The sequence below is a fragment of the Bombilactobacillus sp. ESL1202 genome, assembly GCF_058107125.1.
Window position 1 is genome coordinate 1,109,088 of record NZ_CM176590.1, and the last position, 14,291, is coordinate 1,123,378.

Genomic DNA, 14,291 nt, shown 5'->3' on the forward strand with positions numbered 1-14,291 from the left:
CTTTAATAAAATAAAAACTTGTCACAGTTTATTAATTAAACATGAGACAAGTTTTTTATTTTTGGCATTAAATTACAAAATTAGTGATGACTATTCTGATCTAAGAGCCGTAGCAGCATCTTTTTGAGAAGCCATCCGAGCTGGAATATGACCGCCTAAAACTGTTAAGATTGTGCTGACAATAATTAAAACAATTGCGTGGATTGGATTCAATTTAGCAACATGGCTTAAACCAGTCATATTTTGCAAAATAACATTAGCTGGGAAGGTTAAAAGCCAAGCAATGACTACTCCTAAAATACCAGAGCCAATTCCTAAAATTGTTGTTTCAGCATCAAAGACGCGAGTAATATCCTTTTTGCGGGCACCTAGAGCCCGTAAAACGCCAATCTCTTTAGTACGTTCAATTACTGAAGTGTAGGTAATAATCGCGATCATAATCATGGAAGTTACTAAAGAAATGGCAGCAAAACCAATTAAAACATAGGTAATAGCATCCATTAAACCACCAGTAATGCTTGTGATATTACCAGCTAGATCAACGTACATAACTTGATTAGCTTTACTTTTATGCTTATTGTAACGATCTAAATAAGCGGTAATCTTATTTTTATCTTTAAAGTTATTAGGATAAATTTGAATGGAATTTGGCGTGGCCGTGGCTCCTAAAGCAGTGAGTGTTAAAGCACCCTCCATGCCTTTTAAAGGAGTACCGGTGATGACATTATTAGTACTGTTTTTTTGAGCCAGGGCAATTTTGGAAGTTTTGTTAATATTAATAACTTCTTTAGTTAACCGATCGGAGTATGCAATACCGCTCGACAATAAACCATCGGAATTTTTAGACTTAGTGCGTAAAATACCCACAATTTTTAAATTAATCGTGTCCTGAGATTGAGCCATCTCACTATAATTTGGGCTGGGAACAAAATTACCGGTCGGTAATTGTTGATAAAAGTTATTATTAGCAATGACTTGGATTTTTGTATTTAACAATTGATTAGCTTGAACGTTTTGTTGATCTTTAAACTTGAAACCGAGATTTTTTAAAGCATCCAAGTTTAAATGATTTTGTTTATCGGTAATCATGACGATTTCGTGATTATTAGTCGGATATTTGCCGGCAAGAACACGATAATTTTTCTTTAAAAAACTTTGTTGATTATTCCGATCAACTGGATAAACACTGCCGCCAACACCTAAGTTTGAGGTAACCATACTTTGGGCGTTATTAGATTCGGAACTACTACTGTCAGTGGTAGCAAAAGAAACCGGACGATAGTGACCGTCGACCTTACGAATTAGGTTTAAGCCAGTGGTGTATGTGTAAGCAATATTTTTACTATCCGATTTTTTGATTTTGCGAATATATTTTAAAAATTGGGGCGTAATCTTATTCAAATGTTGGGCAGCCGTTAATTGATTGGCTTGAGCAGTTAGTTGGTTATTAGTGGCAAATTTTTGATTATTAGAACTACCGGAACTATCACTTTTTTGCATTTGCTTTTGATCAGCAGTGACTTGCGAAATTGTGATTGGAAATTGCGAAAGCGTTTCTGATTGTGTGGAATCAATTTGTTTTTGAAAACCATTGGATAAAGCTAAGACGACACCGATACTGATAATACCAATACTAGAAGCCAAAATAGTTAAAAAGGTACGACCTTTTTTAGTTTTAATATTGGTAAAAGATAATTTTAAAGCAGTCCAAAAACTCATTTTTGTGCGAACCGGATTGAAATGAGCCTTTTCATCAGGTTCTTGGTAAGGATTAGAATCGGAACGAATTTTACCATCAGAGAATTCGATGATCCGATCAGAATATTGATGAGCTAAATCGGGATTATGCGTCACCATGATGACTAAGCGTTCCTTGGACAATTCTTGAATTAACTGCATGATTTCATTACTGGTTTTAGTATCTAGTGCTCCGGTTGGTTCATCGGCTAATAAAATTTGGGGATCATTAGCCAATGCCCGGGCAATCGCCACTCGTTGTAATTGACCACCAGATAATTGGCTGGGCTTTTTAGATAAGTGATCTTTTAAGCCTACTCGCTCTAAAGCTTGCTGTGCTTTGTGCTTTTTTTCTGTTGTGGAAACGCCACTTAGTGTCATACCTAAACTGACATTGTCTAAAATACTTAAATGACTAATGATATTATAATTTTGAAAAATAAACCCCACGGTATTATTACGATAAGCATCCCAATCAGCGCCCTTAAAAGTTTTGGTTGACTTGCCATCAATGATTAAGTCACCCGAATCATAGTGATCTAAACCACCAATAATGTTGAGCATGGTGGTTTTACCAGAACCGGATGGACCGAGGATTGAAACAAATTCTTGTGAACGAAACGCCACTGAGACATCATCTAATGCCTTAGTGGTGGTATCGCCCACAGTGAAATACTTTTTGATATGTTGCAGTTTCAGCATAAATTTCTCCCCAATTAATATTTTAATTATTTATTAGCTCATTCTAACGCTTTTTAGAGTGGAAAACTATGATGTTTTAGGGGAAATCTAGTTGGAAAAAATTAGGCTTCCAGTAATACTGAAATTTAACTAGCTGTAAGTAAAAGTGTCTACGGCACATTTTAATAGTATATGTGAGGTGAGCTGTTTATTTGCCCGCTTTAATCGTGACTTGGTAAGGATCAAAATAGTCATTTAAGCTAGTTTTACTCCCCCGTTGTTCATTGATTTGGCGTTCATTATTCGTGTCAGTAGGATTTTTGTTGACGAGCTTTTTGTTGTCCCAATCTAAAATTGGATTATCATTGCCACTAAAAGCAATTTGAGGCAAAGTTCCTAACCCTAGAAAAAAGAGGTCAGAATAAAAATCGCTGAACAGCGTTTTTTGTGCCAACCTCTTCTATTGAGTAATTAATTTTAATTCCACCACAATTTGATTAAACCTTGGGTGCCTAAGTCACCATCGTGTTTTTGATCGACTAATTGTTCGTATAATTCTTTGGCGCGCTGAGTAGCAGGGAGCTTTAAGTTCATTTCATCAGCGGTATCTAAGGCAATGCGCAAATCCTTGAGAAAATGCTTACTGAAAAATCCTGGTGTGTAATCACCCTTGAGTACGCGTGGACCATAATTTTCCAGGCTCCAATTAGCAGCACTACCACCGTTCACAGTGGTTAAAACATCTTGCAAATTCAAACCGGCGGCTTTAGCGTAAACAAACATTTCGGTCATGCCAGTCATTGTGCCTGCAATCATAATTTGATTGGCCATCTTAGTATTTTGACCAGCACCAGCTGGACCAAATAAGTGAACTTGCCCACTAAAATCTGGAAATAAATCTTTAATTTCGTCGTAAACAGCGGCTTTACCACCAACCATGACGGTTAAGGTTCCATTCTTGGCACCAATATCGCCACCGGAAACGGGAGCATCCAAAACCTTGGCGCCTAATTTTTCACCACTTTGGGCTAATTTTTGTGCCAACTGCGGTTTAGAAGTGGTTAAATCAATTAAAAATTTATTGTGCACATCTGCTTGAAAGATACCATTGTCACCATAATAAACTTGTTCAACGTCTTGAGGAAAACCCAGCATCGTAAAAATAACATCACTTTGGGCGACTACTGCTTGAGGATTTTCTTCCCAAGTAGCACCTTTAGCAACTAAGTTGTCAGTTTTTTTCTTCGTGCGATTATAAACCCATAGTTGATGACCAGCTTTGAGTAAATTGAGACAAACAGCATTACCCATCACACCAGTACCAATGAAACCAATTTTCATATTGAAAACCTCCCAGCATTAATCCATCACGACTTGAGTTGCCCGCTTTTGCAGGTTAGTACTAATCAGTACTATGACAATTATAACGCTTAACGCAATCATTGCTTCAAAAGTTCCGGTTAAATGATTGTGATTAAACAGTGGCGCTGTATATTTGAAAAACCAAACCGAAAAAGCAAAGCCTAAACTGGTTAATGCTGAAAAAGAACCCATGACAATAGGATAAACTTTTGCCGTAGCTAAGTTGGATAAGAGAAATGGAACGGTAATTAAAGTGATGGAAGTCCCGGTTCCGATTAAAAAGGCGCCCAAAGCACTGCTCCAAAAGGCATGGAAAAAGATAAATAAGGACGAACCAATAGCTGAAGCCATAAACCCAGCAGCTAGTAAATAATTACCAAAAGTTTTACGATAGACGCTAATTAAAATTCCTGCCACAATAGAAGCTGCCCGCACAAATAATAAAGCTTGTCCAGAAGTACTAGGACCACCAATGTGATAAGTATGCAAGTAAATTGCCATTTTATTAGACATGACAGCAGATAAGACTTCCACAAACATGGACATCACAACTAAACTAATAATCAAGCCCCAGTGATTTTTGGCAGCATAAGTTTCATTAATTTCAGTATTTTCATTAGGTCGAATATTAGGAATGAAAAAGATCGCTAGTATTAAAGCCACTAGGGTAATGAGATAAACGTAATAATTGTGAATCCAACTAATGTTGGCTAAATAACCGCCAATTACAATCCACACCATTGCAAAGCCATCTTCTAACGCAACATTTAAACCAAATTGATTGGAACGTCGATTGCCTTGATAAGCAGCAGCTGATAAACTGGGCAAAACCGTAGTGATAGCACCACTTCCTAAGCCGACGATTAAAGCAAAAAAGATTAATTGACTGACACTTTGATGAATAATGATAGGCAATAAGCCACCAGCAGCTAGCAAGCTTAAACCAATGATGGCAGCGTACTTATAAGTTATTTTGGTTAAAATAAAGCCAAAAATAAAAGAAGCAATCATTGATGCTATATCACCAATTGAAGCAATGGATTCGACTTGAGCAGCATCAGCCTGGGGAAAAGCTTGTTGGATTTTGACAATTGATGGCGCCATAATGGAATCTAAACGCGTTACTGTGGTTAAAGCGATAATTCCGATTAACGTGGAAATTTGTATTTTTTTAGTATTCAAAAAAGGATCCTCCTAAAAATTTTTGAAAATTGCGCTCCCAAAAGCAGAAACTTGAGCCTAACTACAACTGCTAATCAAGCCAAGTTCGGGCTTAATCATCAGTTGAGGTTAGTGCTCAACCTTTAACCGTTTCTTGTCGCAGCTTGATATAATTGCGTTCACAAAGTCAGAAATTTGTGTTTAACTACGCCAAATTAAAAGTCAAGTTCAGACTTTTTAATTTGTCTAGGCTAGCTTGGCGGTGTTTACCCGCTCTTTGTCGTAGCTTGCAAATAAAAAAAGCCACCCTTTTTCATCAAAGAGTAGCCAGTAACTTGCTTGTAGTAGTTGTTAAATTTTAATTATCATTATTGCCAAAAATGGATAAGAGATTAATTAATAAATTAATGAAATCCAAAATCAAATTGACTGAAGCCACTAATGCTAAGGCGCCTAAATTTTGCCCCTGACTATTAGCATACATGCGCTTCAAATCTTGAGAATCAAAAGCAATATAACCCATAAAAATAACGATGGTTAAAATATTGATAATTAAAGCAACTATTGGACTCTTAAATAGGAAAACATCTAAAAGTGAGACGATTAAAATAGCGATTAAACCAATGAACAAAGTCCGACTCCAAGATGATAAATCTGTTTTAGTAAAGTAACCATAACCAGCCATTACAAAAAAGACGACGGAAGTTAATACTAAGGCTTGAGCAATACTTTTGGCTGAATAGCTAAAGAAAATTGGCACACCTAAAAATGAAAAAACAAATAAAAATGCCAAGTAACAGACAAATGTCATTAAGTACGAACTTTGTGCGAAGCGTTGACACATAGTTAATAAGATCATTGATAAGCCGATAACAACGATGGTCGATAAGAGCCAGTGGTTAGCTGCCCATAACATAATTGGCATTGTGAAAGCTTGATTTTTAGCTAAAGCAAATGCCGCCATCAACCAGAAAATGATTCCTAAACCGGTATATAAATAGACTAATGAAGTAAAGCGACTTAATCCAGTTGCTTGAACTTTTTCAGAAGTTTGCATAAATTTACCTCCACCTTTAATGATTAAAACATACTGGATACTATGAATAAAGTCAAATGCTCATCAAAGGGTAATTTCTCGGTTGCTAATAAAACTAAATATTGAATAATTGATGGATGATAGTGGCTGTTTTCCAAAAAATAGTAATAAAAAAGCTGGAACATTATTGCTGTTGTTCCAACTTTTGGTAGTTTGCTTATTTTTCACTAGAAATATCAATTTCTTCTAATGGAATAATTTTAGTATGATGTTTCCATTTGTAACCAAAGTATAAAATTAAAACTAATGGAATTCCAATATAGGTAATGCCAATTTGTTGCCAATCCCAATGAATAAAAGCGTCAATATTCTGGCCACCAATGACGACAATACAGAGAATTAAAGCAATAATTGGACCTAAAGGAAATAGTTTAGCATGATACTTCAATTCACTTAGTTGATGACCCTGTAGGACAAAGGCTCGTCGAAAACGATAATGACTGAGTGCAATTCCGACCCAAGCAATAAAACCGGTTAAGCCAGAAGCGGCCACTAACCACATATAAATTTTTTGTCCAAAAATACTGGTAGTAAAAGTTACTAAGGCAATGATCATTGTAGCAATTAAAGATAGTAACGGAATGCCGTGTTTGGTGGTTTTACCAAAATATTTAGGAGCATAGTTATCATGGGCTAGGGCATAAAGCATTCTAGTGGAAGCGTAAGCCCCAGAGTTAGCCGAAGATAAAACAGCAGTTAAAACAATGGCATTCATTAAACTAGCAGCGAAAGCTAAGCCTGCTCTTTTAAAAACCAGAGTAAATGGTGAAACGGCAATATTACCATTGGCAGCACTGAGCAGATTCTTGCTAGTATATGGAATTAAAGCGGCAATCACAAAAATTGATAAAATATAAAATAACAAGATGCGCCAAAAAACTTCTTTAATAGCTTTCGGAACAGCGTGTTCAGGATCTTCAGATTCACCAGCAGTCACACCAATTAGTTCTGTTCCCTGAAAAGAAAAACCTGCAATTAAAAAGACATTTAAAATGGCGGGAAAGCCACCGACAAAAGGCGCCTTTTTATATGTGAAATTGTGTAAACCAGCAGCCGGGTGATACATAATGCCAAAAATCATGGCAAAGCCAATAATTAAGAAGACAATTACGGTAATAACTTTGATTAATGATAGCCAATATTCAGTCTCACCAAATGTGGAAACGGTCAGGGCATTAATTAAAAAGATAAGAACTAAAATTAATAAACTCCAAATCCAACCGGGAGTGTGGGGCAGCCAATACTGAATTAACAAAGCAGCAGTGGAAATATCTACTGCCACAGTAATGGCCCAATTGAACCAATAATTCCAGCCCATGGCAAATCCTAAGGCTGGATCAACATATTTAGCATTGTAAGTCGCAAAGGATCCCGATACCGGCAAATTAGTCGCTAATTCACCAAGACTAGTCATTAAAAAATAAACCATGATTCCCATTGCTAAATAAGCCACTAGTCCGCCACCAGGACCAGCTTTGGAAATAGTTGAACCTGAAGTCATAAATAATCCTGTACCGATACAACCGCCTAAGGCAATCATGGAAACATGCCGGTTTTTAAGATTACGTTGGACTTGGTTTTGTACTTTGTCCGCCATAAAAAAATCCTCCTATAATTGAGAGGACCCTAAAAACGATTAAAGCCTCTTTGCGAAAAGCAAAGAGGCTACTGGATAAAATCGTAGATAGCGCCCCGCAATCTTATTATTTGATTGCGACAGTCTCAGACTTATTCAATCTGAACCCAACGGTAATTAAATGAAGTTAATTACTATTTCGGCTAAAAGTCCTTTCACATTATGGTCTTGATCCTTCATGACCACCATAATGTTAATCATAAGTTTAGCAACCTCTTCTTTGATTGTTTGCTTTTTAATTTTAGCGCAGATTAAATGAAAGTCAAGATTTCGTTAAAATATCAAGTAAAAAAAAGCTAATTTATTAATAATTTAAAATGATCAGACTAAAATTGGTATAGTTTTTAAAAAAAATAAAAGCGCTAGTGTCGGCTAATTTTATTTAATTTGTAAAAAATGGTATAGTTAAAATTAGCTGATAATCTTTTATTTAATTAAAATTTATTTGCGAATGAATTTGAAGCTTGAATAAGAAATGTTGAGACGAAAGCTGTGGTTCTTGGAACATGATAATTTAATGGGCTACCTAACTTTAGAATAGATCATTAAGTTTATTGTTACCAATTTCGGCTAATGAAGTTTATTATTTCGATGACTAAGACAGGGATAGAAAATTGCATAAAAGTAAAGCTTATACCATTGCAATTCGTGCTATTTTAATTGCGATCATTTTAATTCAATCAATGACTCCTTTTTTAGGTTATATTCCTTTGGGATTATTGAATGTTACTATTATTCACATTACTGTTATCACGGCGGCTATCGTATTAGGACCTAATGATGGTGCGCTAGTAGGTTTGATTTGGGGACTGGGTTCTTTAGTCCGTGCTTATACGGCGCCATCCAGTGTCTTAGATACAATTGTTTTCACCAATCCATTAATTTCCGTATTACCGCGAATTTTGGTCGGTTATTTTGCTGGTTGGACTTATCGTGGACTGATGAAAACTTTAAAAAAACAAACTTTAGCGATGATCATTGCTGCAATGATTGGTACTTTGACAAATACAATTGTGGTTTTAGGATTAATGCGAATTTTGTATGCGTCGGCAATGGCTTCGGCTTATAAAGTACCGCTGAATGGTTTAAATATCGCAATTATGGGTGTTATTGGTAGTAACGGAATCGCTGAATTATTGGCGGCCATTATTATTGTGCCAATTATTTCTTTGGCAATTTTAAAAGCTAACAAGTTTTTAGGATCTTAAAAATTGGTTAATTTTTATCAAAAAATTATTGAAGACCAATTGAAAAATTGTATCCGGTAATATATTTATTGATAGGCAATTAATGCAACTGACATGGATTTTTTTGGTGGAGCTTTTAAGTCAGTGATTTTGGTGATTGAAAGTATGTTAATCTTCCCCCCTGCATGCTGTTTATTCAACAATAAGGAGGAATTTATGTCATTATTTTTTACGTGCTTGTTGTTAATTAGTGCAACAATTGCTGCTAATATTATTTATTCTTTGTATCCTAAAATTCCCCTTGCTTTTTATCAAATTGCAACGGGATTTGCTTTATCATGGTTGCCAGAGTTTATGCATTTTAATTTAAAACCAGGAATTTTTTTCTTAATTATTATTGCCCCCTTAATGTTTAATGATGGACAAAATACTGATTTTAAAAATTTAAGACATAATTTTCGCAATGTTTTGTCATTGGCAATAATTTTGGCAATTTTCACGATTATTGTTGGTGGGTATTTTATTCACTGGTTATGGGATGCTTTACCTTTGAGCTTAGCCTTGGCCTTAACAGCTATTGTAGCGCCAACTGATGCTGTGGCAGTATCTTCAATTACAGCCGATATCGAAGTGCCGGAACCAATTATGCATAACTTAGAGAATGAATCTTTATTCAATGATGCTTCTGGTTTAGTAGCTTTAGATCTAGCTTTGGGTGCTTTTGCGACGGGAAAATTTAGTGTTGTTCATAGCGTCGGGACTTTTTTAACCACTTTTGTTGGTGGGGTCATTGTCGGAATTTTATTGGGCTTAGTTTTGGTTAGTATTCAAATTATTTTTCAGCGTCGTTTATTTGACGCGACAGCAATTACGGTTCCGTTTAATGTTTTAGCGCCCTTTGTTGTTTATCTAGTTGCCGAAGAATTACATCTATCAGGAATTTTGGCGGCTGTGGCGGCGGGGGTTGTTTTTGGTATTTACAAGCGACAATTGCGTTTGACATCTTCATCGAATCAAGTGGTTTTAACTTCCACTTGGGAAATTTTATCCAATTTGTTGAACGGTTTTGTTTTTGTCTTATTAGGTGTGAGTTTGCCTAGGAATTTATTGGCAATTGCTGATTATAATAATCTACATTTCTCCACCTTATTGTTACTAGCTACGGGTTTATATTTGTTAATGTTAATAATGCGCTTTCTTTGGGCTTACTGGCAATGGATCAAATTACCAGCGACTAATAATAGCTTAGTTAAAAACGGTTTGATTGTAGCTTTAAGCGGAATTCATGGAACGATCACCCTAGCAATGGCTTTTTCTTTACCGATTATGCGCAGTGGTAAATTAATTCCCTTTCGAACTGATCTGATTTTTATGGCCGAAATTATTATTTTATTAAGCTTGATTGTACCAACCTTAATCTTGCCGCGAATTTTGCCGGCCAAAGAAAGTCCTTTTTCAATTAATGAATTTAATGATCAATTGATCCGATTGGTTAATTATGCTATCCAAGAATTGCGGGAAAATGAAGATGCGGATCCTTTGGCTGTAAGTCACGTAATTACTTTATTGAATAGTCAGAAATTAGATAACTCGCGTGCTAATCCGAAAAAAGTTCGGTATTTGCTGGAAAAAACAGAGAATATTGAATTTACAACCATTGACCAACTGGTGCAAGATGAAGATGTGGATTTAAAAATCGTTTGGCAATATAATCGTCAACAAATTTTACAAATGCGTAAAATTATTGCTAATCCAATTATCCAATTTAAAATGTGGTGGAAATTATTAAAGTTGCGGCGCAAGATTCGACGTTTGAAAAAGAAACGTCCACAATCAACGATCAGAAATTACCAGGAAGTTATTGAACGTAATAAAGCGCAGTTACGAAAATTAGAGAATATTGGTTATCGATCGGTTATTAAATATTTAAAACAACTACGTAATTCAGATAATATTGCTGAAGTTAATTTGGTTCAGCACTACTATGCTTATCGGCATCAACGTTTTAATAATAGTTCAATTGATGAAAATCAGGAGCGCGAATTGATTATTACTGCTTTTCAATATGAATATGAATTTGTGCAACAGGAACTGCGTAAGCACAAATTAGCACCAGAATTGGTCACCGCTTTGAATGAAAAAATTTCAACTGATCAGTTTGTTTATATGATGTCAGATAACTAATTTAGTTGTTACTTTTTATTTTGGTCAAAAAGGAAGCCACTTGGCAGTTTTTCATGAACTGTGAAGTGGCTTTTTTGAATATTAAAAAAAGATTATAATAAAGTCGAATAATTGTGAGGAGGATTAGTAAATGAATTTTTTTAAAGGAATTTCTCATGTTGGAATTACAACTGCTCATTTTGAACAGAGTGTTGAATTATATCAAAAGTTAGGCTTTGAATTAATTAATCAAGAAGACAATCAAGGCAGCAAAGTGGGCTTCTTACAAATTAATAATTTGATGATTGAGTTGTATGAAGACCAAGTTAATCCAGTTAATGGAGCAATTAATCATTTGGCGTTAGATACTGATGATGCGCAAGCGGCCTTTGATTTTGTTAAGAGTCTAGGTTTTGAATTCATTGATCACAAAGTGATGCACTTACCATTTTGGGAGCACGGAATTAGCTATTTTAACTTTTATGGCCCCAATCATGAAGTTATTGAAGTTTGTCAACGAAACCAAGCCTGAAGTTAGCAAGTGTATTTTACTAAAAAGTAAATGGGTACGATGATGACATTTACAAGATTAACGATAATTGATATTAAAAAAGATGTTTTACGATAGTTGAAAATTCCTTGCTATCAGTAAAGCATCTTTTAATTTTTGAGGTTGAAACCAGCTAGCTTATTGTTCTAATTGCTTAATTAATGTTTGCAAGGATGGTTGTTGTTTTGCAGAAACATCATACAATTTACGATATTGATCAATTGTTGCTTGGTCAAATAAATCTTCATTAACTGGAACAAAACTAGTATCAATTGGGTCAATATTTTGAATTTTAGCATCTAAGACAACTGGGAGAGGATTGCCTTGCTTTTGTAATTCGTCAATTTGTTTCATCGCTTGATTTAATTCTGCAAGATTATGAACAGTAAAACCGTGAGCCCCCATGGCTTGAGCAACTTGTCCCCAGTCGGCTCCAATTAAGTTAATACCGTACATGGATTGGCTATTTTGAATTTTTTCGTGTTCAATGTAACCCAGAGAATTATTTTCTAAAACCACGTTAATGACAGGTAATTGATACTTAACTTCAGTTAAGAGATCTGGCATCACCATTGCAAAACCACCGTCGCCAGAAATGCTCCAAACCTGTTGATTAGGATAGTTTAATTGAGCAGCTAAACCAGCAGGTAGGCCAAAGCCCATAGTTCCATACCACGGAGACATAGTAAATTTTTGTGCTTGGTCAAATGGTAATTGCCGAATGGACCATTCCGTATTGTTGCCCACGTCTAGACCGTAAACAGCATTGTTAGTGCTATGTTCTTTAATTGCTTGAATCACGCCTTCAGCGCGGAGACCGTTTTGATCATCTTTTGCACATTGCAGTAACCAGTTGTCCCAATTAATTTTATTTTTTTTGGCTGCTTTGGTAAAGTTGGATTCTTCACGGTGATAATCGCTTGCTAATAAGGCTTTAAAGAATTCTTTACTGTCAGCCAGCACGGTGACACTAGCATCATATTGTTTGCCTAAATCAGCTAAATTATTATTAACTTGAATGAATTTAACGGTGTCTGGCAAGAACCGAGCAAATGGGTAATTGGATCCCACAAAAATAATTAAATCACTGGCGTTTGTAACTTCAAATCCTGGTTTGGTACCTAAGCGACCACGTGAGCCCATGAAGTTAGGGTGATCAGTTGGAATAATACCAGTTGCCGGAACCGTGGTTAAGACCGGTAAATTTAATTGTTCAACGACTTTAACAGCTAAATCACGTGTGCCTTTAGCGCCTTGACCCAGCCATAAAACGGGGCGTTGAGCATGTTTTAGTGCAGTAATAACTTGTTGCATTTCTTGATCAGTTGGTTTTAATAAATTAGCTGGTTTTTGAGCAATAGCGGTGGTTTGATAACCAGCAAATTCAATCATTTGACCAGCTAAGTTGTCTGGTAAAATGACAACCGAAACTGATTTAGTAGCGTATGCGCTTCTGATAGCCTCATCAATTAGATAAGGAATTTGTTCAGCATTGCTAGCCTGTTTATGAAATTGTGCCACGTCTGCAAAAATGGGGTCTTCATTCATTTCTTGGAAAAAATTAGTATTCATAATGCCGGTCGCTGATTGACCAACTAGGGCTAAAACGGGAACGTGATCCATCTTAGCATCATAAAGGCCATTTAATAAGTGCACACCGCCCGGTCCAGCAGATGCAAAACTAACGCCAATTTTACCAGTTAATTTAGCATCAGCAGTTGCGGCTAAGGCCCCAATTTCTTCATGACGAACTTGAATGTATTTGATATTTTCTCGTTCCTGATATAAACCTTCAACGGTATTATTAATCGAATCAGCGGGTATTCCGTAAACATGATTAATATTCCATTTTACTAAAATTTTTGCTAAAGCTTGACCAGCAGTCATCTTTGCCATTTTAATCACTCCTTAGTGTAGACTACTATTCTTATCTAACAAAAAAATAATGGATAAGTCAATTGAACTGTTTAACTTATTCATTATTAAAAAGTTGGTATTAGACTATAAAGCAAAGTTTTGCGGGTTATTAAGCGCTTGTTTTTTAGAATTAATTATTCTTTGTACAAGTCCTTTGGCAACATTTTGATTTTTCAGTAAAGGACCGTGCGCATAACTACCAATTGTATTTTTATAGACCATGCCTTCAACGCCATCATCAGGATTGTTACCATAGCCTTCAATCATCTGCCCAAAAGGTTTTAGCAGCGCTGGATCATCAAAAAAAGTTTGACCACTATGATTTTCAAAGGCGTGTACTTCGCCAAATTCCGTCTGAAAATGAGTATCACCGATCATGCGTTTGTCAGGATTAAAAACAGTATGAAAGGGCAAAATATCTAAACATTTAATATTTTGACCGCCACTGGTTTGATAATAAGATCCTAAAAATTGATAGCCGCCGCAAATGCCGAGCATCGGTCGGCTAGCTTCAATATAGTCAGCAATGGTTTGCCGATGGCGCAAAATGTCTTTTGCTACTACTGTTTGTTCGAAGTCTTGACCGCCACCAAAGAATAAGAAATCATACTCAAAAGCATCAAATTCATCATTTAAACTAATATTGTCGACGGTGCAGGCATAGCCTGCTTTTTTTAAAAAGTAGCGTAAGATTTTGACATCGCCGGAATCACCATACGTATTCATTAAATCTTCATATAAATAAGCAATTTTAATTGGTTGCATTCTTAAAATTTCCTCATTAAACTATTTACTATTAAT

General features: G+C 35.7%; 11 protein-coding genes and 1 riboswitch. Of the genes, 3 read left to right on the forward strand and 8 right to left on the reverse strand.

Annotated elements, in window-relative coordinates:
• Positions 1-90: 90 nt before the first annotated feature.
• From AC3B7A_RS04920 to AC3B7A_RS04945, 6 genes are all read right to left on the reverse strand, one after another.
• Positions 91-2,439 (reverse strand): ABC transporter ATP-binding protein/permease, encoded by a 2,349-nt coding sequence (locus tag AC3B7A_RS04920; protein ID WP_489755024.1) that lies wholly within the window; start codon positions 2,437-2,439, stop codon positions 91-93.
• A 187-nt stretch (positions 2,440-2,626) separates the two neighbouring features.
• Complete coding sequence (locus tag AC3B7A_RS04925; protein WP_489755025.1) at positions 2,627-2,872, reverse strand: hypothetical protein; 246 nt, start codon at positions 2,870-2,872, stop codon at positions 2,627-2,629.
• Between the two features lie 23 nt (positions 2,873-2,895).
• A complete protein-coding gene (locus AC3B7A_RS04930; RefSeq protein WP_489755026.1) occupies positions 2,896-3,759 on the reverse strand; it encodes an NAD(P)-dependent oxidoreductase in 864 nt (287 codons plus the stop codon).
• A gap of 18 nt (positions 3,760-3,777) precedes the next feature.
• Positions 3,778-4,962 carry an MFS transporter gene (locus AC3B7A_RS04935; protein ID WP_489755027.1) on the reverse strand — a complete coding sequence of 395 codons (1,185 nt, stop codon included), beginning with the start codon at positions 4,960-4,962 and terminating at the stop codon, positions 3,778-3,780.
• A 337-nt stretch (positions 4,963-5,299) separates the two neighbouring features.
• Positions 5,300-5,998, reverse strand: coding sequence for a Bax inhibitor-1/YccA family protein (locus AC3B7A_RS04940; protein WP_489755028.1), 699 nt, complete (start codon positions 5,996-5,998; stop codon positions 5,300-5,302).
• A 196-nt stretch (positions 5,999-6,194) separates the two neighbouring features.
• Entirely contained in the window at positions 6,195-7,634 is a 1,440-nt protein-coding gene (locus tag AC3B7A_RS04945) for an amino acid permease (RefSeq protein WP_489755029.1), read from the reverse strand.
• An 80-nt stretch (positions 7,635-7,714) separates the two neighbouring features.
• A riboswitch (Lysine riboswitch) is annotated at positions 7,715-7,899 on the reverse strand.
• Between the two features lie 388 nt (positions 7,900-8,287).
• On the opposite strand from AC3B7A_RS04945, the gene AC3B7A_RS04950 reads away from it, so the two are divergent.
• From AC3B7A_RS04950 to AC3B7A_RS04960, 3 genes are all read left to right on the forward strand, one after another.
• Positions 8,288-8,881, forward strand: coding sequence for an ECF transporter S component (locus AC3B7A_RS04950; RefSeq protein ID WP_489755030.1), 594 nt, complete (start codon positions 8,288-8,290; stop codon positions 8,879-8,881).
• A gap of 195 nt (positions 8,882-9,076) precedes the next feature.
• Complete coding sequence (locus AC3B7A_RS04955; protein ID WP_489755031.1) at positions 9,077-11,044, forward strand: cation:proton antiporter; 1,968 nt, start codon at positions 9,077-9,079, stop codon at positions 11,042-11,044.
• Positions 11,045-11,174: 130 nt separating this feature from the next.
• Positions 11,175-11,555 carry a VOC family protein gene (locus AC3B7A_RS04960; protein ID WP_489755032.1) on the forward strand — a complete coding sequence of 127 codons (381 nt, stop codon included), beginning with the start codon at positions 11,175-11,177 and terminating at the stop codon, positions 11,553-11,555.
• Positions 11,556-11,711: 156 nt separating this feature from the next.
• On the opposite strand, the gene AC3B7A_RS04965 is transcribed toward AC3B7A_RS04960, so the two are convergent.
• Positions 11,712-13,469, reverse strand: a complete 1,758-nt coding sequence (locus tag AC3B7A_RS04965; RefSeq protein ID WP_489755033.1) for a thiamine pyrophosphate-dependent enzyme — start codon at positions 13,467-13,469, stop codon at positions 11,712-11,714.
• 105 nt (positions 13,470-13,574) lie between these two features.
• Entirely contained in the window at positions 13,575-14,255 is a 681-nt protein-coding gene (locus tag AC3B7A_RS04970; protein ID WP_489755034.1) for a type 1 glutamine amidotransferase, read from the reverse strand.
• Positions 14,256-14,291 lie beyond the last annotated feature (36 nt).